Raw genomic sequence first — 24697 nt, 5'->3', positions numbered from 1 at the left:
GGAGCGTCATGAACATCAAGGTCGTACGAGGCAACCCGACCCCGGAGGAGCTGGCCGCCGCCCTGGCGGTGGTCCGCGCCCGCGCCGCGGCGGCAGCAGCCGAGCCGTCCGGCGCACAGGGCCCGAGGGACGCGTGGTCCGACCCGAGCAGGATCGCGGGGCAACGGCTGCCGAAGCCGGGCCCGGCGTCCTGGACCCGCACCTACTGGCCGAGCTGAACCTGCCCGGGGCGCGGGGAACCGCGCCCCGGTGGCACAACTCGGGGCGCCGATTGAGTACCCGTACTCAGGCGCCCCGGATCGGCCCGGCCCCACGCTGGAGGAATGCTCTGGTCAGACCCTGAAGACGAGCCGCCGAAGGAACTGCGCGACGCGCAGGACATGATGCGGCGGCTCGGTCTCTTCATGGCCCTGGCCATGATCCTGGCGATGCTGGTCATCGGTCTCAGGTGAGGGAGACAGCCCCTCGTGACTAACCTGACCGCATGACTGCCAAGCCACGCCGCCGCCTGATCCTCGCTTCCCAGTCCCCCGCCCGGCTGGGCCTCCTGAGGCAGGCCGGCCTCTCACCGGAGGTGATCGTCAGCGGGGTCGACGAGGACGCCGTCACCGCGCCCACCCCGGCCGAGCTGGCGCTCGCCCTGGCCGAGGCGAAGGCCTCGGTCGTGGCGGCCAAGCCGGAGGTCCAGGGTGCCCTGGTGATCGGCTGCGACTCCGTGCTGGAGCTGGACGGGCGTGCCCTCGGCAAGCCCGCCGACCGCGAGGAGGCCACCGCCCGCTGGAAGTCGATGCGCGGGCGGGCCGGGGTCCTCCAGACGGGTCACTGCATCTGGGACACCGCGGCCAAGCGGTACGTCTCCGGGACCGCGTCCACCGTCGTCCGCTTCGGCGAGCCCAGCGACGAGGAGATCGCCGCGTACGTAGCCTCCGGCGAGCCCCTCCACGTCGCCGGGGCCTTCACCCTGGACGGCCGGTCGGCGCCGTTCGTCGAGGGCATCGACGGCGACCACGGCAACGTGATCGGGATCAGCCTGCCCCTGGTCCGCAAGCTCCTCGCGGAACTCGGCGTGGGGATCACGGAGTTGTGGACGCCGTCCGAGTGACCTGAGCGGGGACGGAGTCCTGGGGCTCCTCGTCCCCGTCCTGAGGCTCGTCCGTACGGCTGTGCGACGCCCCCGGGGCGCCCGACACGCCCGGGGCCGCGGCCGGTCCGGCCTCGGCCTCCGGGTCGCCGTCCTGCCCGGCGCCGGGTGCCGCCCCCTCCGGGCCGGCCTGACGGTCGTACGTCATCAGGAGCAGGACGATGAGCCCGAGCACGACCATCATGAACAGGAACGCCTTCCAGCTGACCAGGCTCAGGGCGAACGCCCCGAGCAGGCCGTGCACGACCGCCGCGCTGATCAGCAGGATGCGACCGAAGCCGGCGGGGGCGCGGTCGCGTATCGCGACCAGCGCGGCCACCAGGGCGCACAGGGCGAAGTAGAGGCCGAAGGCGACTCCGCCGATCTTCGACGACGTGGACATGACGTGCGGGTCGAGGCCGGCCAGAGACATCTTCTGCCGGTCGACGAGCACGCCGAGGAACCAGTTCAGCGCCGCCACGCCGAACGCCTCCGCGAGAAGGACGACCGTCACGATCCACGCCACCGGTCTGCGCACCACCGGTCCCCACCCACTCTCAAGCCAGCGTTCTGTTACCCCAGGTACGTTCGAGCCATCGCGAACGCTACTAACGGGTAAACCTGGGGACAAGGGTTCGCGCAGGAGCAAAGAACCATTGGGCCATTCGTAGGGACTCGACAAAGAAACAGAGTGGGCCGCAGCACGCTCTCACAGAGACCTTGACCACACGGCCGGGCTAGGGTTACTCGCAGAAGTCCTGCGTACCGCGGTGCGACTAGGGCTTTTGCGGGTCGAGCGAGCCTCGAATCACGCTCCGTGTGGGCAAGCTCACCATTGGGGACGGGTCGAAGTGCCGTGTCGGCAGTCCCTAAACTCGGCTTGTTTCAAGGAGGGAGCCTCAATCGTGCGCAAGGTGCTCATCGCCAACCGTGGCGAAATCGCTGTCCGCGTGGCCCGGGCCTGTCGGGATGCCGGGATCGCGAGCGTGGCCGTCTACGCCGACCCGGACCGGGACGCTCTGCATGTCCGCGCCGCGGATGAGGCGTTCGCCCTGGGCGGTGACACTCCGGCAACCAGCTACCTGGACATCGAGAAGGTGCTGAACGCCGCCCGCGAGTCCGGTGCCGACGCCGTCCATCCGGGGTACGGCTTCCTCTCGGAGAACGCCGACTTCGCGCAGGCGGTCCTGGACGCGGACCTGATCTGGATCGGCCCGCCGCCGCACGCCATCCGCGACCTGGGTGACAAGGTCGCCGCCCGGCACATCGCCCAGCGCGCCGGCGCGCCGCTGGTGGCCGGTACACCCGATCCGGTGAGCGGTGCCGAGGAGGTCGTCGCCTTCGCCGAGGAGCACGGCCTGCCGATCGCCATCAAGGCCGCCTTCGGTGGCGGCGGCCGCGGCCTGAAGGTCGCCCGCACCCTCGAAGAGGTGCCCGAGCTGTACGAGTCGGCGGTGCGCGAGGCGGTCGCCGCCTTCGGCCGCGGCGAGTGCTTCGTGGAGCGCTACCTGGACCGTCCGCGGCACGTGGAGACCCAGTGCCTGGCCGACAAGCACGGCAACGTGGTCGTCGTCTCCACCCGTGACTGCTCCCTGCAGCGCCGGCACCAGAAGCTGGTCGAGGAGGCCCCGGCGCCGTTCCTGTCCGAGGAGCAGGTCGCCGAGCTGTACCGCGCCTCCAAGGCCATCCTGAAGGAGGCCGGCTACGAGGGCGCCGGCACCTGCGAGTTCCTGGTCGGCCAGGACGGCACGATCTCCTTCCTGGAGGTCAACACCCGCCTCCAGGTCGAGCACCCGGTGACCGAGGAGGTCGCCGGCATCGACCTGGTCCGCGAGATGTTCCGCATCGCCGACGGCGAGGAGCTGGGGTACGACGACCCGGCACTGCGCGGACACTCGTTCGAGTTCCGGATCAACGGCGAGGACCCGGGCCGCAACTTCCTCCCGGCCCCGGGCACGGTCACCCGCTTCGAGGCTCCGGCCGGCCCCGGCGTCCGCCTGGACGCGGGCGTGGAGTCCGGCTCGGTCATCGGCCCGGCGTGGGACTCGCTGCTCGCCAAGCTGATCGTCACCGGCCGCACCCGCAAGGAGGCCCTGGAGCGGGCCGCCCGCGCCCTGGACGAGTTCCAGGTCGAGGGCATGGCGACGGCGATCCCGTTCCACCGCGCGGTCGTGCGGGACCCGGCGTTCGCCCCCGAGCTGACCGGTTCTCAGGACCCCTTCACGGTCCACACCCGTTGGATCGAGACCGAGTTCGTCAACGAGATCAAGCCCTTCGCCGCCCCCGCCGACACCGAGGCGGAGGAGGAGACGGGCCGCGAGACGGTCGTCGTCGAGGTCGGCGGCAAGCGCCTCGAGGTCTCCCTGCCCTCGTCCCTCGGCATGTCCCTGGCCCGCACCGGCCTCGCGGCCGGCGCCAAGCCCAAGCGCCGCGCGGCCAAGAAGTCCGGCCCCGTCGCCTCCGGTGACACCCTCACCTCGCCGATGCAGGGCACGATCGTGAAGGTCGCGGTCGAGGAGGGCCAGGAGGTCAAGGAGGGCGACCTGGTCGTCGTCCTGGAGGCCATGAAGATGGAACAGCCCCTCAACGCCCACAAGGCGGGCACCATCAAGGGCCTGAACGCCGAGATGGGCGCATCCATCACCTCGGGTGCCGCGATCTGCGAGATCAAGGACTGACCCCACGCTTCACGGCGACGCCCGGTGGACCGACTCGACTGGTCCGCCGGGCGTCGCTCTTTTCCGGGACCGGGGGGACGAGCCACCACGCGCCCGACCCGCCCGACAGACCCCGGGTCCTACGGCGATGGGGCACCCAGGCCGACCGGGTCGCTACCGTCGCCGCAGATCAGCGACGCGCCCCCGCTCGGCCGCCGCCGGCTCCCCGTACCCCGCCCCGGAGCGGAGCGCCACGCCCCGCCTAGGCCCCGGCAGGGACGCGCGCCGCGCCGGGGCCTGTTCACCCCCCGCAGGGGCTCCGTTCGCCCCGGCCACGGCGATCTGCACGCCCTGGTCGGCGAGAGCCTGCAGCTCGGTGGCGGCACGGTCGTCGTGGACGGGCGGCTCGTCGGTGACCAGCCGGGTGATGAGGTCCGTCGGCACGGTCTGGAACATCGTGTCCGTCCCCAGCTTCGTGTGGTCCGCGAGGACCACGACCTCCGCGGCGGCCTGCACCAGCGCCCGGTCGACGGACGCCGACAGCATGTTGGACGTGGAGAGCCCGCGCTCGGCGGTCAGCCCGCTCCCGGACAGGAAGGCCTTGGACACCCGCAGCCCCTGCAGGGACTGTTCGGCACCGGAGCCGACGAGGGCGTAGTTGGAGCCGCGCAGGGTGCCGCCGGTCATCACCACCTCCACCCGGTTGGCGTGGGCCAACGCCTGGGCCACGAGTAGGGAGTTGGTGACGACGGTCAGGCCGGGCACCCGTGCGAGCCGGCGGGCCAGCTCCTGCGTGGTGGTACCCGCGCCGACGACGATGGCCTCGCCTTCTTCGACGAGTCCCGCGGCGAGGTCGGCGATGGCCGTCTTCTCGGCGGTCGCGAGATGGGACTTCTGCGGAAAGCCCGACTCGCGGGTGAATCCACCGGGCAGTACGGCACCGCCGTGCCGGCGGTCGAGGAGTCCTTCTGCCTCCAGTGCCCGCACGTCCCGCCGTACGGTCACTTCGGAGGTCTGGACGACGCGGGCGAGCTCACGGAGCGACACGGCACCGTTCGCACGCACCATTTCGAGGATCAATTGGCGACGTTCAGCAGCGAACACGAAACTGACAGTAACCCCAGCGACCGTCTGGTTTCAGCAGTTTGCGCCGAATAACAGAAGTTGTTCGCACGGCACAGCGGGAAGTGGTATAGGACCTATTCTCCCCGCTTATGCCGTACGCATGCTCGACAACTCCCCGTGACCAGCGGGAAGTCGGGATCGGCCGTCAGACCTCGGCGCCCGCCTTGCGCGTGTGCAGCTGCCGCGCCACCTCCGCGATCGACCCCGAAAGGGAGGGGTACACCGTGAACGCGTTCGCGATCTGTTCGACCGTCAGATTGTTGTCGACGGCGATCGAGATGGGGTGGATCAGTTCCGAGGCGCGCGGCGCGACGACGACACCGCCGACGACGATGCCCGTGCCCGGCCGGCAGAAGATCTTCACGAAGCCGTCCCGGATGCCCTGCATCTTGGCGCGCGGGTTGCGCAGCAGCGGCAGCTTCACCACCCGGGCGTCGATCTTGCCCGCGTCCACGTCCGCCTGCGTGTAGCCGACGGTCGCGATCTCGGGGTCGGTGAAGACGTTCGAGGAGACCGTCTTCAGGTTGAGCGGGGCCACCGCGTCGCCCAGGAAGTGGTACATGGCGATACGTCCCTGCATGGCGGCGACCGACGCGAGCGCGAAGACACCGGTCACGTCACCGGCCGCGTAGACGCCGGGAGCGGTCGTCCTGGACACCTTGTCGGTCCAGATGTGCCCGGAGTCACGCAGCTTCACCCCGGCCTCCTCCAGCCCCAGTCCCGCGCTGTTCGGGATGGCGCCGACGGCCATGAGGCAGTGCGAGCCGCTGATGACCCGGCCGTCGGCCAGCGCCACCTCGACCCGGTCGCCGACGCGCTTGGCGGACTGCGCGCGGGAGCGGGCCATGACGTTCATGCCACGGCGCCGGAAGACGTCCTCCAGCACGGCGGCGGCGTCCGGGTCCTCACCCGGCAGCACGCGGTCCCGCGACGACACGAGCGTGACCTTCGACCCCAGCGCCTGGTAGGCGCCGGCGAACTCGGCACCGGTCACACCGGAGCCCACCACGATCAGCTCTTCCGGCAGCTCGGTGAGGTCGTAGACCTGGGTCCAGTTCAGGATGCGCTCGCCGTCGGGCTGGGCGTCGGGCAGCTCGCGCGGGTGACCGCCGGTGGCGATGAGGACGGCGTCGGCGGTGAGGGTCTCCTCGGTGCCGTCGGCGGCGGTGACGACGACCTTGCGGGAGCCGTCGAGGCCCTGCATGCCGTCGAGCCGGCCGCGTCCGCGCATGACCCGGGCGCCGGCGCGGGTGACGGAGGCGGTGATGTCGTGGGACTGGGCGAGCGCGAGCCGCTTCACACGCCGGTTGACCTTCCCGAGGTCCACTCCCACCACCCGGGCCGCCTGCTCCAGCGGCGGGGTGTCGTCGGCGACGATGATTCCCAGCTCCTCGTAGGAGGAGTCGAAGGTGGTCATCACCTCGGCCGTAGCGATAAGGGTCTTCGACGGCACGCAGTCGGTCAGCACCGACGCTCCGCCCAGACCGTCGCAGTCGACGACGGTCACCTCCGCGCCGAGCTGAGCGGCCACCAGGGCCGCTTCGTATCCGCCGGGTCCGCCACCGATGATCACGATCCGAGTCACGTACTCCATTGTCCCGCACCCTTCAAGGTGCTACTGCCCGGGGGCGCCAGGGGCTCACTTCCGGGGCACGGGGTACCCGGCACGCCCCTGCCGTACCCTCTCTCCATGTCGCTCTATGCCGCGTACGCCGGCAACCTCGACGCCCGGCTGATGTCCCGCCGCGCCCCGCACTCCCCGCTGCGCGCCACCGGCTGGCTGAACGGCTGGCGGCTGACCTTCGGCGGCGAGCAGCTGGGCTGGGAGGGCGCGCTGGCGACGATCGTCGAGGACCCGTTGGACCAGGTCTTCGTCGGCCTGTACGACATCGCCCCCATGGACGAGGAGTCGCTCGACCGGTGGGAGGGCGTGGGCCTCGGCCTCTACCGCCGGGCACGTGTGCGCGTGCACACACTGGACGGCGAGGAGCCGGCCTGGGTGTACGTCCTGAACGCCTACGAGGGCGGCCTGCCCTCGGCGCGCTACCTGGGCGAGATCGCGGACGCGGCCGAGTCGGCGGGCGCGCCCCACGACTACGTCATGGAGCTGCGGAAACGGCCCTGCTGACGGGCTCCTCCCGGTGGCCGCGGGCGACAGCCGTCGGGGCCGCCCCGGCGACGGTCGCGGGACCTCTCGTCGAAAACGACAAGACAACGATCTCAATCCCGTGAGGTCTGTCATCTACGCGCGTAGGCGAAGACCGGCTACCCTCGTCGGCGTGAACGCATCTCTTCTTCCGGACGACATCCAGGGCGACCCGTACGCCGCCGCCGACGCCGCCGCCGCGCGCCTGCGCGAACTCACCGGCGCCGAGACCCACGACGTCGCCCTCGTGATGGGCTCCGGCTGGGCTCCGGCCGTCGACGCCCTGGGCGCACCCGACGCCGAGTTCCAGGTCACCGAGCTGCCCGGCTTCCCGCCGCCGGCGGTCGAGGGGCACGGCGGCAAGATCCGCTCGTACTCCTTCGGTGACAAGCGCGCGCTGGTCTTCCTGGGCCGCACGCACTACTACGAGGGCCGTGGCGTCGCCGCCGTCTCCCACGGCGTCCGCACCGCCGTCGCCGCCGGCTGCAAGACCATCGTGCTGACCAACGGCTGCGGCGGTCTGCGCGAGGGCATGCGCCCCGGCCAGCCGGTCCTCATCAGCGACCACATCAACCTGACGGCGACCTCGCCGATCGTCGGCGCCAACTTCGTCGACCTGACGGACCTCTACTCCCCGCGCCTGCGCGCCCTGTGCAAGGAGATCGACCCCTCCCTGGAGGAGGGCGTCTACGCGCAGTTCCCCGGCCCGCACTACGAGACCCCGGCCGAGATCCGCATGGCCCGCGTGATCGGCGCGGACCTGGTCGGCATGTCCACCGTCCTCGAGGCCATCGCCGCCCGCGAGGCCGGCGCCGAGGTGCTGGGCATCTCCCTGGTCACCAACCTGGCGGCCGGCATGACCGGCGAGCCCCTCAACCACGAGGAGGTGCTCCAGGCGGGCCGCGACTCGGCGGCGCGGATGGGGCAGTTGCTGGGCCAGGTGCTGGGCAAGCTGTAAGCGGCGCCCGGCTCATCCGCCCACCACCCGGCCGGCCGAGTCGGGCGGGCCGGTGGGCGAACGGGGGTCTGGGGCCCGGTCCCCAGCGAAGACTAGGAGAGGTTGATCCCAAGGTGCACGACGATCTCATCAGCAGGGCCGAGGCCTGGCTCGCCGAGGACCCCGACACGGAGACCCGCGACGAGCTGGCCAAGCTGATCGACGCCGGTGACACGGCGGAGCTGTCCGCCCGCTTCAGCGGCACGCTGCAGTTCGGCACCGCCGGCCTGCGGGGCGAGCTGGGCGCCGGCCCGATGCGCATGAACCGCAGCGTCGTCATCCGCGCCGCCGCCGGCCTCGCCGCGTACCTGAAGAAGAACGGGACCCCGCACGGGGACGACGGCGCCGGCCTGGTCGTCATCGGCTACGACGCCCGCCACAAGTCCGCCGACTTCGCCCGCGACACCGCCGCCGTGATGACCGGCGCCGGTCTGCGCGCGGCCGTCCTCCCGCGCCCGCTGCCGACCCCCGTCCTGGCCTTCGCCATAAGGCACCTGGGCGCGGTCGCGGGCGTGGAGGTCACCGCCAGCCACAACCCGCCCCGGGACAACGGCTACAAGGTCTACCTCGGCGACGGCTCCCAGATCGTGCCGCCCGCCGACGCGGGGATCGCCGCCGAGATCGACGCGATCGCCTCCCTGCACGACGTACCGCGTCCGGACGCCGGCTGGCAGACCCTGGACGACGCGGTCCTGGAGGCCTACCTGGCCCGTACGGACGCCGTCCTGGCCGCGGGCTCCCCCCGCACCGCCCGCACGGTCTACACGGCCATGCACGGCGTCGGCAAGGACGTGCTCCTCGCCGCCTTCGCCCGCGCCGGCTTCCCCGAGCCGGTGCTGGTCGCGGAGCAGGCCGAGCCGGACCCGGACTTCCCGACGGTCGCCTTCCCGAACCCGGAGGAGCCGGGGGCGATGGACCTGGCGTTCGCGCGGGCCCGCACCACCGACCCGGACCTGATCATCGCCAACGACCCCGACGCGGACCGCTGCGCGGCGGCCGTGAAGGACGGGGAGGACTGGCGGATGCTGCGCGGCGACGAGGTGGGCGCGCTGCTCGGCGCGCACCTGGTCCGGCGTGGCGTGCAGGGCACCTTCGCGGAGTCGATCGTCTCCTCCTCCCTCCTCGGCCGCATCGCCGAGAAGGCGGGCCTCCCCTACGAGGAGACCCTGACCGGCTTCAAGTGGATCGCCCGCGTGGACGGCCTGCGCTACGGCTACGAGGAGGCCCTCGGCTACTGCGTGGACCCGGAGGGCGTGCGTGACAAGGACGGCATCACGGCGGCCCTGCTGATCACGGAGCTGGCCTCGGCCCTGAAGGAGGAGGGCCGTACCCTCCTCGACCTCCTCGACGACCTCGCCGTGGAGCACGGCCTGCACGCCACCGACCAGCTCTCGGTGCGCGTCCAGGACCTGTCCCTCATCGCGGACGCGATGCGCCGCCTGCGCGAGCAGCCGCCGACCGAGCTGGCCGGTCTGCCCATCACCCGCGCCGAGGACCTCACCCGGGGCACGGACACACTGCCGCCCACGGACGGCCTGCGCTACACGCTGGACGGCGCCCGTGTGATCGTCCGCCCGAGCGGCACCGAGCCGAAGCTGAAGTGCTACCTGGAGGTCGTCGTACCGGCCCCCGCGCACACCGACCTCCCGTCGGCCCGCGCCCGCGCGACGGAACTGCTGGAGGCCATCAAGCGGGACCTGTCGGCGGCGGCCGGCATCTGACCCGTACGACATCGATGGGCTGCCCTGCCCGCCTGCCGCCCACCGGGCGGCAGGCGGGCAGGCGGGCAGGCGGGGATCGGCGGATTCGTTCCATCCCACGCCCGGCCCATCGGCACCGACCTGGTGCTTCGTCGTCCCGCCCCTGGAACGTATCTGCCGATCCCCGCCGCCAGGGGCGGCGGGGGCGGGGGGCAGCGGTGGGTGGGTCAGACTGTGGCCAGGAGGATCGCCAGCAGGACCGCTCCGGCCACCGCCGGTGCGATCACCTCGTACGCCCAGCGCACGGTGACCTCTCCCTGCGCCGACTCCGCCTCGCCGCGCCGCTCCAGCAGTTCCCGCAGCTCGTCCATGACCTGGTCCGTCTCGGCGCGGGTCGGCCCGCTGGGCGCGTCGGTGTCGCCGGCGGCGCCGAAGACGCCGAGGCCGCCGAAGCCGCCGAGCCCCCGGCCCCCGAAACGGCCGCGCCCGGCGCCGCCCCCGGCCGCGCCCGCCGCCACCCGTGCCTTGCGCGCCTCGGCCTTCTTGCGGGCCCGGAGGGAGACGGGGACGGACCACAGCTGGTACTTCGTGCCCGACTTCGCGACGGCCTCGTTGGAATACCCGGAGCGCAGGGAGGCGACCTCCCCCCAGGGCAGGGTGATCACGCGGAAGGGGTTGCGGATCCGCAGCCGGTCCTCGCCCGCGAACACCGCCGGGCGCAGGGTGAAGGCGATGACCAGCGGAAACACCAGGATCATCGTGGCGAGCGCCAGCCACGGGGCGTGGCCGTGGCCGTTGATCAGCGCGTCGATGCCCAGCCAGGCGACGACCGCGAGCAGCAGGACGCCGCCGGCGAGCCCCATGGGCGAGCGGTAGATCCGGTCCTTGGCGCCGGGTACCGGAGGCTGTGACGCGGGTGACTGGTGGTCCGGGGTCGTCATGGCCCCGATTCTGCACGACGCCGGCCGCGGTGCCGCCACACGCCCCGGAACCGGCGCTCATCCGTGATCGACAGCGAGAAGTCGAGCGCCCGGGGTGTACAGCCGCTACGCGCGTAGATATGCTCGTCTGGTGACCATGCCCACCACTGCACCCACAGCTCACGCTCTCTCGGACGTCGCCGCGTCCGACAGCACGCTGCGCCGCTTCCTGCACGGGCTGCCCGGCGTCGACGCGGTCGGCCTGGAGGCGCGCGCCGCCTCTCTCGGCACCCGTTCCATCAAGACCACCGCGAAGGCCTACGCCATCGACCTCGCCATCTCGATGGTCGACCTGACGACGCTGGAAGGCGCGGACACCCCGGGCAAGGTCCGGGCGCTCGGCGCCAAGGCCGTCCTTCCCGACCCGACCGACCGCACGGCCCCCACCACGGCCGCGGTCTGCGTCTACCCCGACATGGTGGCCGTCGCCAAGGAGGCCGTCGCCGGCTCCGGCGTGAAGGTCGCCTCGGTCGCCACCGCCTTCCCGGCCGGCCGTGCCGCCCTCGAGGTGAAGCTGGCCGACGTCCGCGACGCCGTGGCCGCGGGCGCCGACGAGATCGACATGGTCATCGACCGGGGCGCGTTCCTCGCCGGCAAGTACCTGAAGGTGTACGACGAGATCGTCGCCGTGAAGGCGGCCTGCGGGGACAGCGCCCGGCTGAAGGTCATCTTCGAGACCGGCGAGCTGTCGACGTACGACAACATCCGCCGCGCGAGCTGGCTCGGCATGCTGGCGGGCGCCGACTTCATCAAGACCTCGACGGGCAAGGTCGCGGTCAACGCCACCCCCGCCAACACCCTGCTGATGCTGGAGGCCGTGCGCGACTTCCGCGCCCAGACCGGCGTCCAGGTCGGCGTGAAGCCGGCCGGCGGCATCCGCACCAGCAAGGACGCCATCAAGTTCCTGGTCCTGGTCAACGAGACCGCGGGCGCGGACTGGCTGGACAACCACTGGTTCCGCTTCGGCGCCTCCTCGCTGCTGAACGACCTGCTCATGCAGCGTCAGAAGCTGGCCACCGGCCGCTACTCCGGCCCCGACTACGTGACGGTGGACTGATCATCATGGCTTCCGTATTCGAGTACGCACCCGCGCCCGAGTCCCGCTCGGTCGTCGACATCGCCCCTTCGTACGGCCTGTTCATCGACGGCGAGTTCACGGACGCGGCCGACGGCAAGGTCTTCAAGACGGTCAGCCCGTCGACCGAGGAGGTCCTCTCCGAGGTCGCCCAGGCCGGCGAGGCGGACGTCGACCGCGCGGTCAAGGCCGCCCGCAAGGCCTTCCAGACGTGGTCGGCGCTGCCCGGCTCCGAGCGCGCCAAGTACCTGTTCCGCATCGCCCGGATCATCCAGGAGCGCAGCCGCGAGCTGGCCGTCCTGGAGACGCTGGACAACGGCAAGCCGATCAAGGAGACCCGCGACGCGGACCTCCCGCTGGTCGCCGCGCACTTCTTCTACTACGCGGGCTGGGCCGACAAGCTCGGCCACGCCGGGTTCGGCGCGAACCCGAAGCCTCTGGGCGTGGCCGGCCAGGTCATCCCCTGGAACTTCCCCCTGCTGATGCTGGCGTGGAAGATCGCCCCGGCGCTCGCGACCGGCAACACGGTCGTCCTCAAGCCGGCCGAGACCACCCCGCTCTCCGCGCTCTTCTTCGCGGACATCTGCCGCCAGGCGGGCCTGCCCAAGGGTGTCGTCAACATCCTCCCGGGCTACGGCGACGCGGGCGCCGCGCTGGTCGCGCACCCGGACGTCGACAAGGTCGCCTTCACCGGCTCCACGGCCGTCGGCAAGGAGATCGCCCGCACGGTCGCGGGCACGAAGAAGAAGCTCACCCTCGAACTGGGCGGCAAGGGCGCGAACATCGTCTTCGACGACGCCCCCATCGACCAGGCCGTCGAGGGCATCGTGACCGGCATCTTCTTCAACCAGGGCCAGGTCTGCTGCGCGGGCAGCCGCCTGCTGGTGCAGGAGTCGATCCAGGACGAGCTGCTGGACGCCCTCAAACGCCGCCTCTCCACGCTCCGCCTCGGCGACCCGCTGGACAAGAACACCGACATCGGCGCGATCAACTCCGCCGAGCAGCTGGCCCGGATCACCGCGCTGGCCGAGCAGGGAGAGGCGGAGGGCGCCGAACGCTGGTCCCCGGCCTGCGAACTGCCGAGCTCCGGCTACTGGTTCGCCCCGACGCTCTTCACGAACGTCACCCAGGCGCACACCGTCGCCCGCGACGAGATCTTCGGCCCGGTGCTGTCGGTCCTCACCTTCCGCACCCCGGACGAGGCGGTCGCCAAGGCCAACAACACCCAGTACGGGCTGTCGGCGGGCATCTGGACCGAGAAGGGCTCGCGGATCCTGGCGGTGGCCGGCAAGCTCCGCGCGGGCGTCGTCTGGTCCAACACGTTCAACAAGTTCGACCCGACCTCGCCGTTCGGCGGCTTCAAGGAGTCGGGCTTCGGCCGCGAGGGCGGCCGCCACGGCCTGGAGGCTTACCTCGATGTCTGACCGTTTGAGCGTCTTCAAGACCTACAAGCTGTACGTCGGCGGGAAGTTCCCGCGTTCCGAGAGCGGCCGGGTGTACGAGGTGACGGACTCGAAGGGCAACTGGCTGGCCAACGCTCCGCAGTCCTCCCGCAAGGACGCCCGTGACGCGGTCGTGGCCGCGCGCAAGGCGTTCGGCGGCTGGTCCGGCGCGACCGCCTACAACCGCGGTCAGGTCCTGTACCGGGTCGCGGAGATGCTGGAGGGCCGCCGCGAGCAGTTCGTGCGCGAGGTGGCCGAGGCGGAGGGCCTGTCGAAGTCGAAGGCCGCCGCGGTCGTGGACGCGACTGTCGACCGCTGGGTCTGGTACGCCGGCTGGACCGACAAGATCGCCCAGGTGATCGGCGGCGCGAACCCCGTCGCGGGGCCGTTCTTCAACCTCTCCTCCCCGGAGCCGACGGGTGTGGTGGCCGTGGTGGCCCCGCAGGAGTCGTCGTTCCTGGGCCTGGTCTCGGTCGTGGCCCCGGTGATCGCCACGGGCAACACGGCGGTCGTGATCGCCTCCGAGAAGGCTCCGCTGCCGGCCCTCTCCCTCGGCGAGGTGCTGGCCACCTCCGACGTGCCGGGTGGCGTGGTCAACGTCCTGTCCGGTCGTACGGCGGAGATCGCGGCACCGCTGGCGGCGCACCAGGACGTCAACGCGATCGACCTCGCGGGCGCCGACGAGGAGCTGGCGAAGGAACTGGAGATCGCGGCGGCCGACAATCTGAAGCGGGTGCTGCGTCCACAGGCTGTGGATCACTTCGAGACGCCGGGGATCGACCGGATGACGGCGTTCCTGGAGACGAAGACGGTGTGGCACCCGACGGGCGCGCTGGGCGCGGCCGGTTCTTCATACTGACGGCTGACGGCTGACGGCTGTCGTACGCCGCGCGGGCGCGCCTCGTCGGACGCGCCCGCGCGGTGGAGCCGCACGTCGGGCACGGCCCCGTGTCCCTCGTCAGTGACCCAGGGTCCCCAGGACCTGCCCCACCACCGGTACCGCCTCGAGTGACTGGGCCTCGGCCACCGGGCCCGTCAGCATCTGGGAGCCGACCGGCTTGAAGTCGGCCACCTGCGTGCCCACGCCGTTGTTCAAGGGGTCCACGCCCGTGCCCGCCAGCGGGTTGGGCTTGAGGCCGGCGACCGGGCCGGTGACGTAGCCGACGCCGGAGGTGAGGGCCGTCAGGCCCGCCTGCGGGTCGGTCCTGCCGAGCGAGGTGGGCCGCCAGGGGAGGTCCACGACCGAGGCGGCGGGGTCCGCGTGCGCCGTCGCCGCGCCCGCGCCCAGGGCCGCTCCGGCGGTCGCGAGGGCGATCAGGGCGCGCTGGGCGGTGGGGTGCTGGGAGGAGGTGTGTCGGGCCATCGCGGTGCCACCTTCTGGTGCGCAGGGTAATGAGGACGACACACAGGGTAGTTGAGGCGGGAGTCACGCTCAAAAGCCGACCCGCGGGGTCGGCAGGCGGCCCCCCATACGTCAAACTGGTGTTCCGTGAGCATTCATCTCCCGTCGCCCGCCCGTGTCGTGCTGCTGTGCGGCCCCTCGGGCTCGGGCAAGTCCCTCGTCGCCGCCCGTTCCGGGCTCCCCGTGCTGCGCCTGGACGACTTCTACAAGGAGGCCGGCGACCCGACTCTGCCCCTGGTGCAGGGGAGTTCGGACATCGACTGGGACCACCCGGAGTCCTGGGACGCGGACGTCGCGGTCGAGGCCATCGCCCGGCTGTGCGCCACGGGGTCGACGCCGGTGCCGGTGTACGACCTCTCGCTGAGCGCCCGTACCGGCGAGGAGACGCTGCACATCGGCCGTACCCCGCTGTTCATCGCGGAGGGCATCTTCGCCGCGGAGATCGTCGAACGCTGCCGTGAACGGGGCGTCCTGGCGGACGCGCTGTGTCTGAGCCGGGGTCCGGTCACCACCTTCCGGCGTCGCTTCCTGCGGGATCTGCGGGAGGGCCGCAAGTCGGTGCCGTTCCTGCTGCGCCGCGGCTGGCGGCTGATGCGCGCGGAGCGCTCGATCGTCACCCGCCAGGTGTCCCTGGGCGCGCATCCCTGCGACCGCGACGAGGCGCTGGGCCGGCTGGCGGCAGCGGCGGCGGGGCGTCAGACGCGGCAGCAGACACCGGCGTAGGGACGTACGGAAAAGGGACGTACGGAGACAGGGACATACGGAAAAGCGGGACTGGACGGACCCCCCGGTCCTCCAGTCCCGCCCTGTTGCTCCCCCGTGTTGCCCCCGTTCCCCCCTCACCCCCGATTCCCCCGTGGGGGCCACCCCCCAGTGGCCCCCCGTTGTCCCCCCTAGGGGTCACCCCCCGGTGACCCCCTGCCCTCAGGCGACCAGTTCGCCGAAGGCGTCCTCCTCGTCACGGCCGAAGCTGAGGGCCTCGTCCTCGCGCAGCCGGCGGAGCGACCGCCAGATGCTGGACTTCACCGTGCCGACACTGATGCCGAGGATGTCCGCGATCTCCGGGTCGGTGCGGCCCTCGTAGTAGCGCAGGACCAGCATCGTGCGCTGGAGTTCGGGCAGCCGGGCGAGCGCCTGCCACAGGACCGCGCGCAGCTCGGTGCCGCGCATCGCGTCCGTCTCGCCGGGCGTCTCCGGCAGTTCCTCGGTCGGGTACTCGTTGAGCTTGCGGCGCCGCCAGGCGCTGATGTGCAGGTTCGTCATGGTGCGGCGGAGGTATCCGCCGACCGCCGCCTTGTCGCTGATCCGGTCCCAGGCCCTGTACGTCGAGAACAGCGCGCTCTGCAGCAGGTCCTCGGCCTCGAAGCGGTCACCGGTCAGGTGGTAGGCGGTGGCGTACAGGGAGGCGCGGCGCTCCTGGACGTAGGCGGTGAACTCCGCCTCCGACAGGGAACGGCGCCGCTCCCCCGAGTCCTCCCCGTACGCGGCTCCCCCGTGCGTTTCCCCCGTGTGCGCGTCAACCACCGACATGTACGCCGGGTGCTGACGCCCGGTACCGCGAGCGCACCCCCGCCCTCCCCCACGCTCGAACGCGCTCGCGCGGGAGGGACCCCCATCGGCACCGGACTTCTCGGAACCCCGGTGCACGTCGTGCAGACGCGTGACCACTGCGCTGGTGCTGATGCTGTGCAGCGTGTTCATCTCGCGCTCCCCGTCGTGGACTTCCGGTGCTTCGGCCTTGCTCGGCGTCGCTTTCCCGCCTGTGCCGAAAAGCTTGCCGAGTGACCTTCATGGCGGTGTCCGCCGACTGTCACAGACCTGTCACAGGGGTCCGGGCCAGTGTCGTCACAGCTGGTGCACAGGTGGTGGCGGTAGGGAGGGTCTGGTGCCGACAGGTCGTACGACACCCCGTCCATGGGCCAGAATGAGCGCGTGCCTTCCCTGTTGCTGATCGAGGACGACGACGCCATCCGTACGGCCCTGGAGCTCTCCCTGACGCGCCAGGGACACCGGGTGGCCACCGCTGCCAGCGGCGAGGACGGTCTGAAGCTGCTGCGCGAGCAGCGCCCGGACCTGATCGTGCTGGATGTCATGCTGCCCGGCATCGACGGGTTCGAGGTGTGCCGGCGCATCCGGCGCACCGACCAGCTGCCGATCATCCTGCTGACCGCGCGCAGTGATGACATCGACGTGGTGGTCGGGCTGGAGTCGGGAGCCGACGACTACGTCGTCAAACCCGTCCAGGGCCGGGTGCTGGACGCCCGGATCCGGGCCGTGCTGCGTCGCGGGGAGCGCGAGTCCAGTGATTCGGCGACCTTCGGCAACCTGGTCATCGACCGCTCGGCGATGACGGTGACGAAGAACGGCGAGGACCTGCAGCTGACCCCGACCGAGCTCAGGCTGCTGCTGGAGCTGAGCCGGCGGCCCGGGCAGGCGCTGTCCCGGCAGCAGTTGCTGCGGCTGGTGTGGGAGCACGACTACCTGGGCGATTCACGCCTGGTGGACGCGTGTGTGCAGCGGTTGCGCGCAAAGGTCGAGGACGTGCCCTCGTCCCCGACCCTGATCCGCACCGTCCGTGGTGTCGGCTACCGCCTGGACGCCCCTCAGTGACCGACACGCAAGGGGGGCTGCGCGGCTGGGCCGCGGGGCGCAAGGGAAGTCTGTCGCGGCTCAGGTTCACCAGCCTCAGGCTGCGCCTGGTGGTGGTCTTCGCGCTGGTCGCGCTCACCGCCGCGGTGTCGGCGTCGGGCATCGCCTACTGGCTCAACCGGGAGGCGGTGCTCACGCGCGCCCAGGACGCGGTGCTGCGCGACTTCCGGCAGGAGATGCAGAACCGCGCGGGCGCGCTGCCGGTGCATCCCACCCAGGACGAACTGCAGCGCACCGCGGGGCAGATGGCCGGCAGCAGCCAGCGCTTCAGCGTGCTGCTCGTCGCCCAGGACGCGGACGGCCGGACGGTGTACGGCAACTCGGGCGGCATCAACGGCTTCGCGCTGGAGGACGTGCCCACGTCGCTGCGTACGGCGGTGAACCGGCAGCAGAAGGTGAGCGACTCCGACGAGGAGCCGTACCACCTGTACTGGCAGCGGGTCGTGGACCACGGCACGCCGTATCTGGTGGCCGGTACGCGCGTGATCGGCGGCGGCCCGACCGGCTACATGGCGAAGTCCCTGGAGCCGGAGGAGAAGGACCTGAACTCGCTGGCCTGGTCGCTGGGGATCGCCACCGGCCTCGCGCTGATCGGGGCCGCGCTGCTCGCCCAGGCCGCCGCCACGACCGTGCTGAAGCCGGTGCACCGGCTGGGTGTGGCCGCCAGGCGGCTGGGCGAGGGCAGGCTGGACACCCGTCTGCGGGTGTCGGGCACGGACGAACTCGCCGACCTCTCCCGGACGTTCAACAACGCGGCCGAGGCGCTGGAACAGCGGGTCGCGGAGATGGCCGCGCGGGACGAGGCGTCCCGCCGGTTCGTCGCCGACATGAGCCACGAGCTGCGGACGCCGCTCACCGCCATCACCGCCGTGACGGAGGTGCTGGAGGAGGAGCTGGAGTTCGAGTCGGGCAGCATAGACCCGATGATCGAACCGGCGGTCCGGCTGGTGGTCAGCGAGACCCGGCGGCTGAACGACCTCGTCGAGAACCTGATGGAGGTCACCCGCTTCGACGCGGGCACCGCCCGGCTGGTCCTGGACGACGTCGACCTCGCCGACCAGATCACCGCCTGCATCGATGCCCGGGCCTGGCTGGACGCGGTGGAGCTGGACGCCGAGCGCGGCATCCACGCCCTCCTCGACCCGCGCCGCCTGGACGTCATCCTGGCCAACCTGATCGGCAACGCGCTCAAGCACGGCGGCTCGCCGGTGCGGGTGTCGGTGAGCGTGGCCGACGACGACGTGGTGATCCGCGTCCGTGACCACGGCCCGGGCATCCCGGAGGACGTCCTCCCGCACGTCTTCGACCGCTTCTACAAGGCGAGCGCCTCCCGTCCCCGCTCCGAGGGGAGCGGACTGGGCCTGTCCATCGCCCTGGAGAACGCCCACATCCACGGCGGTGAGATCACCGCGGCCAACTCCCCCGAGGGTGGCGCGGTCTTCACCCTGCGACTGCCCCGGGACGCCTCACGGCTGACGGAGGAGGCGGGCGACGCGGAGCGGGACAGGACGAGGAACGACGACAAGACCGACGACGACAGTTCGGGGAAGGAGGGGTCATGACCGTACGACGCCTGTTGGCGCTGCCCCTCCTGGCCGCGCTGCTCACCGGGTGCGGCATCCGGGCCACGCAGGTGCCGACCGACTTCGGTGCGGCACCCTCGCGGGTGCCCTGCTCGCTGACCGGGCCCGACCTGTCCACGCAGTCCTCGCACGGGGTGCCCGTGCAGGTCTTCCTGCTGTGCGGGGCGTCCCTGGTGACCGTCGACCGGACGGTGCCGGTGCCGGAGGGCACGCCCGACGCCCGGCGCCGGGTCATCGTGGCGCAGGGCCTGCTGGACCAGCTCGCCGCGTCGCCGTCGTCCGCGGAGCGCTCCGCGGGCTACACGACGTACGTGCCGGGCGGCCTGAGCGTGGCCGGGCCGGGGCCCAAGGACCCCGAGGACGCGCTCCGCCTGAGCACCGCCCCGAACCGCCTCACCTCCTACGCCCTGGCCCAGCTGGTGTGCACACTCTCCGACTCGGCGGCGACGGAGGGCGACGGCTCGGTCATCCTGGGCGGCCCCGGCAGGACCGCCTTGCGCCGCTACGAGTGCACGGACGCCGTCCGGGACCGTCCGGGCAACGTCCAGCCGCCGTCGAGCGACGTCGCAAACAAGTAGCCGGGGCGCCCGCGGGCGGCCGTGGCCGCGGACACCCGGCGCCCGAGACGTCCCCTCCCGGAACCGATCGTGACCGGAGTTGCGTCTAGGGGGGCGTGCAGCGTCAAGGCTCCGTCGGCGGCAGCGCCGCGATCCGCATCCGGGTGACCGGAGGCGTCCTCCTCCTCGCCCACCTCACCCTCGTCGCCTGGCTGATGCTGCGTCCCCTGGACGTGCCGTGGGTGCTGCCGCCCAACCTGCACCCGCTGGCCGGCATCCGGGCCGATCTGGCGCTGGGCTGGCCGGCCGCCGCCAGGCCCCTCGGTGAGGGGCTCGCACTGCTCGCCCCGCTGGGTGTGCTGCTGCCGATGGCGCACGGCAGGCTCACCGTCTCCCCGATCTCCTCCCTCCTGCGTACGGCCGCCGCCGGCGCCCTGATCTCCCTCGGGATCGCCCTGCTGCAGACCGGTGTCCCGGGCAGGGCCGTGGACATCGACTCGGTGCTGCTGAACACCACGGGCGTCCTCCTGGCCCACCTGGCCGTCGTACCGGCGGGCCGCGTCCGGCTGCGGCGGCGGGAGGAGCGCGAGAGGGCCGGGGCCGGGCGGGTCACCGTGCAGGAGGAGCTGTCTCAGGGACGTACCCCGACGATTCCCAGGGTCGGGATCGCCCCGTAGAGCGACGCTTCGTCCCCTTCGTCTCCGTACCGTGGACGTCAGATGGAAGACAGACGGAACGGACCACCACGGAGGAGCCGACATGACTGCCCTTGCCCGCCCCACCCACGGCCGCATGATCGGCGGAGTGTGCGCCGCGCTGGCCCGGCGCTTCGGCACCTCCGCGACGACGATGCGGGTGATCTTCCTGCTCTCCTGCCTGCTGCCCGGCCCGCAGTTCCTGGTGTACATAGCGCTGTGGATCCTGCTGCCCTCCGAGGACAAGGCCCGCACCGCCTGGTGAGCACGGACCGCGCGCGGACGCCGCTGGGGCGCTCCCGGAGGGTTCCGGGGCGGCCCAGCGGTGTGTGCCTGCGGCGGACGGTGTCAGCCGAGCGGGATCCCGTTCACCGGCACGCCGTGCGTGAGCAGGCCGGTGTTCTGCACCGGCAGGCCGCCGAGCAGGCCCTTGACCGGCGCGGTCGGCCCGTTGGCGAGCACCTGCTGGACGGAGGGCTGAGCCGCGGCGAGCCCGGAACCCACGGCACCCTGCCCCTGAGCGAGCGCCTCGCCGGCGCCCGGCAGCGCCTTGGCGACGTTCCCGGCCGGCAGCGCCTTGGCGACGTTCCCGGCCGGCAGCGTCCCGGTGACGCCGTCCAGGGCCTGGGTGGCCTGGCCGGCGTCCGGCAGGGCCGTGGCCGCGTTGGCCGCGCCCGCACCGACGGCGGCGATGGCGGCACCGAGGGCGGCGACACCCAGGGTCTTGGCAGCAGACTGCTTCATGGTGAATGCGTCCTTGGATTGCGGAGACGGGTGATCACAAACGATCCGAGCGGTTCATGACCGTAAACATGGCGAGCCGCCCGCCGCAAACACCGAAATGCGGACGCCGCGTGAAAAGGCGTCCGCATTCCGTACCCACCCATGTGCCGCCGTCACCCGTCCGATCCGGAAGAACCGCTGGTGGAAGCCGTCTGCCGGAACAGCCATTCGGACTTTAGCTCTGCATACCCGGGCTTGATGACGTCATTGATCATCGCAAGTCGTTCATCGAAAGGAATGAACGCTGATTTCATCGCATTGACGGAGAACCACTGCAGATCATCGAGCGTGTAACCGAACGCCTCGACGAGATGCTCGAATTCCGCGCTCATACTCGTGTGCGACATCAGCCGGTTGTCCGTGTTCACCGTGGCCCGGAAGTGCAGCCGGCGCAGCAGCCCGATCGGATGCTCGGCGTAGGAGGGCGCGGCCCCCGTCTGCAGGTTGGAGCTGGGGCACAGCTCCAGCGGGATCCGCTTGTCCCGGACGTACGACGCCAGCCGGCCGAGCCGCACCGAGCCGTCCTCCCGGACCTCGATGTCGTCGATGATCCGCACGCCGTGCCCGAGCCGGTCGGCGCCGCACCACTGCAGCGCCTGCCAGATGGACGGCAGCCCGAAGGCCTCGCCGGCGTGGATGGTGAAGTGGTTGTTCTCCCGCTTCAGGTACTCGAAGGCGTCGAGGTGCCGGGTGGGCGGGTAGCCGGCCTCGGCACCGGCGATGTCGAAGCCGACGACACCGCAGTCGCGGTGGCGGTTGGCCAGTTCGGCGATCTCCAGGGAGCGGGCCGCGTGCCGCATGGCGGTCAGCAGCGCGCCGACCCGGATCCGCCGGCCGTCCTCCCGGGCGAGCCGCTCGCCCTCCCGGAACCCCTCGTTGACGGCCTCCACGACCTCCTCGAGGCCGAGCCCGCCCTCCAGGTGCTGTTCGGGCGCGTACCGCACCTCCGCGTAGACGACCCCGTCCGCGGCGAGGTCCTCGGCGCACTCCCGGGCGACCCGGACCAGGGCCTCCCGGGTCTGCATCACGCCGACGGTGTGCCGGAAGGTCTCCAGGTACCGTTCCAGCGAGCCGGAGTCGGCGGCCTCGCGGAACCAGATGCCCAGCTTCTCCGGGTCGGTCTCGGGGAGGTCCGAGTAGCCGGTCTCGTGGGCGAGTTCGACGACGGTGCGCGGGCGCAGTCCGCCGTCGAGATGATCGTGCAGCAGAACCTTGGGCGCCCGGCGGATCTGGTCCGCCGTCGGGACGTGCGCCGGGGCGGTCGCCTGGACGGTCCCCGTAGGTGCAGTCTGGCTCGTCATTTCCGCACTGTAACGCCTACGCGCGTAGAGGGCGCCTGATTCCGTGGCCGGACTTTTCCGTCGATACGCAACGGTGACCGCACGTACGGGTTTGGTACACCGCTCCTTCTGACACTGTTCTGTCATGGGACAGCAAGCGACGCCGGTCCGAACGGCCAGGCTGGGAAAGGCACTCGGCCCGGAGCCGACGTCGGTCAGCGGAGCGGTGCTGCTGCTCCCCGGCGGGGAGGAGGTGTCCGCCCGCCGGCCGTCCCCCGTGTGGGCGACGGCCTCCGTCCGCTCCCTGGGCCGCCGCCTCGCCCGCGCGGGCCGGGAGGAGGGGCTGGCCGTGCACACCGTCCACTACCGCTTCCGGGGCTGGAACGGCAGCGAGGCGCATCTGGCCGGGGACGCGGAGTGGGCCGCGGACGAGGTCGTACGCCGCTACGGGGACGTGCCCGTGTGCCTGGCCGGTGTGGGCATGGGCGGGCGCGCGGCGCTGCGGGCGGGCGGGCACGAGGCGGTGAACTCGGTGGTCGCACTGGCCCCCTGGCTGCCCGAGGAGGATGTCGCCGCCCCCGCCGAGCCGGTGAAGCAGCTGGCGGGACGGCGGGTGCTGATCGTGCACGGCACGAACGACGAGCGGACCGACCCCGAGCTGTCGTTCCGGTTCGCCGCGCGGGCGAAGAAGGCGAACCGGGAGGTGTGCCGGTTCGAAGTGCACTCCGACGGCCACGGGTTGCACGGGTACCGGGACGAAGTGCTCTGTCTGTCGAAGGACTTCGTGATGGGGGCGCTGTTCGGCCACACGGTGTCCCGGCCCGTGGAGGACGCGCTGGCCGCGCCACCGCCGATCGGGCTGCGGATGCCGCTGGCGGCGGGGTTCGGACGGTCGCTGGGTCGGTAGGCGGGCGGGCGGCCGTGAACAGGGCGTGCGGCCGGCGGTGGACAGGGCGGCCCGCCGGCGGTGGACGGACGGCGTGGCTCGATCACCGTCCGGTGACCGATGACGGGATCGTCGAGCGGGTTCGCGTCCTCGCGAGGGAGCACCGGCTGCCGCCACCTGCGCCTTCCGAGGCGGTGACGGAGCTGGAAGCCCTCGTCGGACGGCCCGTGCCCGGCCTGCTGCGACGGCTGTACGTCGAGGTCGCCGACGGCGGCTTCGGTCCGGACCTCCGGGTCGTGTCCCTGACCGGCACGGGGCGCTGGTACAGCGACGAGGAGTCGCTCCTGCAACTGGCCCGCGGCTTCGAGGACTCCGGGCTGCAGGCCCCGTACCCGCCCCGCCACACCGTGCCGCTGGTGACGCTCGGCTGCGCGGTCTGGTGGTTCTGCGGCTTCAGCACGCCGCAGGGCCGCATGCGGGGGTGGGAGCCGAGCGCCCGCTGCGAGCGGCACTGTTTCTTCCCCGAACGGTTCACCTTGGCGGAGTGGCTGACGGACCGGCTGGACGGCAACAGGACGTTCCCCGGGCCGCCACCGCTGACCGACTGCCCCGAGTGCGGCTGACCTGCTGTCCCTCATGCCAGGCGGTCAGGCGGGCAGCAGGTTCCCCCGGCGGGACAGCAGGAACCCCTTGAAGGCCGCCACCGGGGGTGTGTCCGGGCGGTCGGCCAGCCAGGCGACGCCGATCTCGCGGGCCGCCCGGGGCGCGGTGACCGTCAGCTCCACCACTCCCGGGCGGGGAACCGTCGGCGGTGGCAGCAGGGCGACCCCGAGACCGGCCGCCACCAGGCCCCGCAGCGTCTCCGCCTCCTCCCCCTCGAAGGCGACCCTCGGCCGGAATCCCGCCTCGTGGCACAGGGTGTCGAAGATGCGGCGCAGGCCGTAGCCCGGCTCCAGGGTGACGAAGGTCTCGTCCGCGGCCTCGGCCAGCCGGACGCGGCGGCGGGCGGCCAGCCGGTGGTCGGCCGGGACGACCAGACGGAGCTTCTGCTCGTCCAGGCGGCGGGCGACCAGGTCGGGCGCGTCCGGCACCGGTGAGGTCAGGCAGAGGTCCAGCTCGCCGGCGCGCAGCCGCTCCAGCATGGCCTCGCCGTAGTTCTGCACCAGGCTGAAGCGGATGCGCGGGTGGTCGGCGCGGAAGGCGTGCAGCAGGCCGGGTACCGTTTCGGCGCCCATGGTGTGCAGGAAGCCGAAGGCGACCTTGCCGGTGGCCGGGTCGGCATCGGCACGGACCTCCTCTACGGCACGCTCGATCTCGGCGAGGGCGCGCTCGACGGAGGCGAAGAAGGTGCGGCCGGCGGTGGTCAGGGAGACCGTACGGCCGTGCCGGGCGAACAGGTCCACGCCCAGGTCCTGTTCCAGGCGGGCCATCGCCCGGGACAGGGTGGACTGGGGGACGTTCATCTCGTGGGCGGCCCGCGTGACGTGCTCGGTGCGGGCCACGCCGGCGAAGTACGCGAGGCGGGGCGCGAGCAGCCTCGACATCTCATTCATGTCTTCTGTGTCACCGGACGGTGACAGCCGCGCCTGTGACCTCTGCTGATGCACCATGGGAACGATT

27 protein-coding genes are annotated in these 24697 nt (G+C 71.9%); 18 read left to right on the top strand and 9 right to left on the bottom strand.

Translation table 11 applies throughout. The annotated features are described in order from the left end of the window. Positions 1–8 precede the first annotated feature (8 nt). The 3 genes from ACIHEJ_RS26385 (at position 9) to ACIHEJ_RS26375 (ending at position 1102) form a co-directional block, all read left to right on the top strand. On the top strand, positions 9–218 hold the full coding sequence (locus tag ACIHEJ_RS26385) for an acyl-CoA carboxylase epsilon subunit (protein ID WP_400139101.1): 210 nt from the start codon (positions 9–11) through the stop codon (positions 216–218). 105 nt (positions 219–323) lie between these two features. Next, positions 324–452 (top strand): morphogenic membrane protein MmpB, encoded by a 129-nt coding sequence (mmpB, locus tag ACIHEJ_RS26380; protein WP_351238713.1) that lies wholly within the window; start codon positions 324–326, stop codon positions 450–452. Between the two features lie 32 nt (positions 453–484). Then, positions 485–1102, top strand: coding sequence for a Maf family protein (locus tag ACIHEJ_RS26375; RefSeq protein ID WP_400139100.1), 618 nt, complete (start codon positions 485–487; stop codon positions 1100–1102). On the opposite strand, the gene ACIHEJ_RS26370 is transcribed toward ACIHEJ_RS26375, so the two are convergent. Continuing rightward, the gene (locus ACIHEJ_RS26370; protein WP_400139099.1) at positions 1074–1658 is read right to left on the bottom strand and encodes a hypothetical protein; all 585 of its coding nucleotides are present in this window, start codon (positions 1656–1658) and stop codon (positions 1074–1076) included. The genes ACIHEJ_RS26375 and ACIHEJ_RS26370 overlap by 29 nt on opposite strands. Before the next feature lie 367 nt (positions 1659–2025). Between ACIHEJ_RS26370 and ACIHEJ_RS26365 the strand changes: the two genes are divergently transcribed. Then, positions 2026–3798, top strand: coding sequence for an acetyl/propionyl/methylcrotonyl-CoA carboxylase subunit alpha (locus ACIHEJ_RS26365; protein WP_400139098.1), 1773 nt, complete (start codon positions 2026–2028; stop codon positions 3796–3798). A gap of 153 nt (positions 3799–3951) precedes the next feature. Here the strand turns inward: ACIHEJ_RS26365 and ACIHEJ_RS26360 are convergent, their stop codons facing one another. Then, the gene (locus tag ACIHEJ_RS26360) at positions 3952–4881 is read right to left on the bottom strand and encodes a DeoR/GlpR family DNA-binding transcription regulator (RefSeq protein WP_400139097.1); all 930 of its coding nucleotides are present in this window, start codon (positions 4879–4881) and stop codon (positions 3952–3954) included. Positions 4882–5047: 166 nt separating this feature from the next. Next, entirely contained in the window at positions 5048–6496 is a 1449-nt protein-coding gene (locus tag ACIHEJ_RS26355) for an NAD(P)H-quinone dehydrogenase (RefSeq protein WP_400139096.1), read from the bottom strand. Positions 6497–6592: 96 nt separating this feature from the next. On the opposite strand from ACIHEJ_RS26355, the gene ACIHEJ_RS26350 reads away from it, so the two are divergent. The 3 genes from ACIHEJ_RS26350 to ACIHEJ_RS26340 all read left to right on the top strand — a co-directional run bounded on the left by ACIHEJ_RS26350 (position 6593) and on the right by ACIHEJ_RS26340 (position 9766). After that, on the top strand, positions 6593–7030 hold the full coding sequence (locus ACIHEJ_RS26350; protein ID WP_400139095.1) for a gamma-glutamylcyclotransferase: 438 nt from the start codon (positions 6593–6595) through the stop codon (positions 7028–7030). Positions 7031–7181: 151 nt separating this feature from the next. Then, complete coding sequence (locus tag ACIHEJ_RS26345; protein WP_400139094.1) at positions 7182–8006, top strand: purine-nucleoside phosphorylase; 825 nt, start codon at positions 7182–7184, stop codon at positions 8004–8006. 113 nt (positions 8007–8119) lie between these two features. Beyond that, positions 8120–9766, top strand: a complete 1647-nt coding sequence (locus tag ACIHEJ_RS26340) for a phospho-sugar mutase (RefSeq protein ID WP_400139093.1) — start codon at positions 8120–8122, stop codon at positions 9764–9766. A 206-nt stretch (positions 9767–9972) separates the two neighbouring features. Here ACIHEJ_RS26340 and ACIHEJ_RS26335 read toward each other — a convergent pair whose 3' ends face one another. Then, positions 9973–10686 carry a PH domain-containing protein gene (locus ACIHEJ_RS26335; protein ID WP_400139092.1) on the bottom strand — a complete coding sequence of 238 codons (714 nt, stop codon included), beginning with the start codon at positions 10684–10686 and terminating at the stop codon, positions 9973–9975. Positions 10687–10822: 136 nt separating this feature from the next. Here ACIHEJ_RS26335 and deoC point away from each other — a divergent pair, with 136 nt between their 5' ends. Genes deoC through ACIHEJ_RS26320 form a run of 3 tightly spaced genes read left to right on the top strand, consistent with a single transcriptional unit; the run spans position 10823 to position 14101 of the window. Continuing rightward, complete coding sequence (gene deoC, locus ACIHEJ_RS26330; RefSeq protein ID WP_400139091.1) at positions 10823–11782, top strand: deoxyribose-phosphate aldolase; 960 nt, start codon at positions 10823–10825, stop codon at positions 11780–11782. 5 nt (positions 11783–11787) lie between these two features. Continuing rightward, the gene (locus ACIHEJ_RS26325; RefSeq protein WP_400139090.1) at positions 11788–13224 is read left to right on the top strand and encodes an aldehyde dehydrogenase family protein; all 1437 of its coding nucleotides are present in this window, start codon (positions 11788–11790) and stop codon (positions 13222–13224) included. Next, a complete protein-coding gene (locus ACIHEJ_RS26320) occupies positions 13217–14101 on the top strand; it encodes an aldehyde dehydrogenase family protein (RefSeq protein WP_400139089.1) in 885 nt (294 codons plus the stop codon). Before ACIHEJ_RS26325 ends, ACIHEJ_RS26320 begins: the two co-directional genes overlap by 8 nt. Positions 14102–14200: 99 nt before the next feature. Here ACIHEJ_RS26320 and ACIHEJ_RS26315 read toward each other — a convergent pair whose 3' ends face one another. Beyond that, on the bottom strand, positions 14201–14605 hold the full coding sequence (locus tag ACIHEJ_RS26315) for a hypothetical protein (protein WP_400139088.1): 405 nt from the start codon (positions 14603–14605) through the stop codon (positions 14201–14203). 159 nt (positions 14606–14764) lie between these two features. Between ACIHEJ_RS26315 and ACIHEJ_RS26310 the strand changes: the two genes are divergently transcribed. After that, positions 14765–15367, top strand: coding sequence for a uridine kinase (locus tag ACIHEJ_RS26310; protein ID WP_400139165.1), 603 nt, complete (start codon positions 14765–14767; stop codon positions 15365–15367). Between the two features lie 201 nt (positions 15368–15568). On the opposite strand, the gene ACIHEJ_RS26305 is transcribed toward ACIHEJ_RS26310, so the two are convergent. Continuing rightward, the gene (locus ACIHEJ_RS26305) at positions 15569–16345 is read right to left on the bottom strand and encodes a SigE family RNA polymerase sigma factor (RefSeq protein WP_400139087.1); all 777 of its coding nucleotides are present in this window, start codon (positions 16343–16345) and stop codon (positions 15569–15571) included. Positions 16346–16576: 231 nt separating this feature from the next. Between ACIHEJ_RS26305 and afsQ1 the strand changes: the two genes are divergently transcribed. From afsQ1 to ACIHEJ_RS26280, 5 genes are all read left to right on the top strand, one after another. Beyond that, positions 16577–17254, top strand: a complete 678-nt coding sequence (gene afsQ1, locus ACIHEJ_RS26300) for a two-component system response regulator AfsQ1 (protein WP_106980762.1) — start codon at positions 16577–16579, stop codon at positions 17252–17254. Continuing rightward, the gene (locus tag ACIHEJ_RS26295) at positions 17251–18855 is read left to right on the top strand and encodes an ATP-binding protein (protein ID WP_400139086.1); all 1605 of its coding nucleotides are present in this window, start codon (positions 17251–17253) and stop codon (positions 18853–18855) included. The genes afsQ1 and ACIHEJ_RS26295 overlap by 4 nt, the downstream gene beginning before the upstream one ends. After that, positions 18852–19454 carry a hypothetical protein gene (locus ACIHEJ_RS26290; protein ID WP_400139085.1) on the top strand — a complete coding sequence of 201 codons (603 nt, stop codon included), beginning with the start codon at positions 18852–18854 and terminating at the stop codon, positions 19452–19454. The genes ACIHEJ_RS26295 and ACIHEJ_RS26290 overlap by 4 nt, the downstream gene beginning before the upstream one ends. Positions 19455–19549: 95 nt before the next feature. Next, entirely contained in the window at positions 19550–20110 is a 561-nt protein-coding gene (locus ACIHEJ_RS26285) for a VanZ family protein (protein WP_400139084.1), read from the top strand. Between the two features lie 82 nt (positions 20111–20192). Next, positions 20193–20393 (top strand): PspC domain-containing protein, encoded by a 201-nt coding sequence (locus ACIHEJ_RS26280; protein WP_400139083.1) that lies wholly within the window; start codon positions 20193–20195, stop codon positions 20391–20393. Positions 20394–20476: 83 nt separating this feature from the next. Here ACIHEJ_RS26280 and ACIHEJ_RS26275 read toward each other — a convergent pair whose 3' ends face one another. Both ACIHEJ_RS26275 and ACIHEJ_RS26270 read right to left on the bottom strand, forming a co-directional pair. Continuing rightward, complete coding sequence (locus ACIHEJ_RS26275; RefSeq protein WP_400139082.1) at positions 20477–20872, bottom strand: ATP-binding protein; 396 nt, start codon at positions 20870–20872, stop codon at positions 20477–20479. A 152-nt stretch (positions 20873–21024) separates the two neighbouring features. Continuing rightward, positions 21025–22212 (bottom strand): adenosine deaminase, encoded by a 1188-nt coding sequence (locus ACIHEJ_RS26270; protein ID WP_400139081.1) that lies wholly within the window; start codon positions 22210–22212, stop codon positions 21025–21027. 124 nt (positions 22213–22336) lie between these two features. Here ACIHEJ_RS26270 and ACIHEJ_RS26265 point away from each other — a divergent pair, with 124 nt between their 5' ends. Then, positions 22337–23098: a dienelactone hydrolase family protein gene (locus ACIHEJ_RS26265; protein ID WP_400139080.1), complete on the top strand. Its 762-nt coding sequence runs from the start codon at positions 22337–22339 to the stop codon at positions 23096–23098. 92 nt (positions 23099–23190) lie between these two features. Continuing rightward, positions 23191–23700, top strand: coding sequence for a hypothetical protein (locus ACIHEJ_RS26260; RefSeq protein WP_400139079.1), 510 nt, complete (start codon positions 23191–23193; stop codon positions 23698–23700). A 24-nt stretch (positions 23701–23724) separates the two neighbouring features. Here ACIHEJ_RS26260 and ACIHEJ_RS26255 read toward each other — a convergent pair whose 3' ends face one another. Next, complete coding sequence (locus ACIHEJ_RS26255) at positions 23725–24687, bottom strand: LysR family transcriptional regulator (RefSeq protein ID WP_400139078.1); 963 nt, start codon at positions 24685–24687, stop codon at positions 23725–23727. Between the last annotated feature and the right edge of the window lie 10 nt (positions 24688–24697).

This window comes from Streptomyces sp. NPDC052301 (assembly GCF_044593395.1).
Classification (GTDB): Bacteria; Actinomycetota; Actinomycetes; order Streptomycetales; family Streptomycetaceae; genus Streptomyces.
Note: the sequence above shows the minus strand (reverse complement) of the source record. Positions and strands in the feature narration are given on the sequence as shown.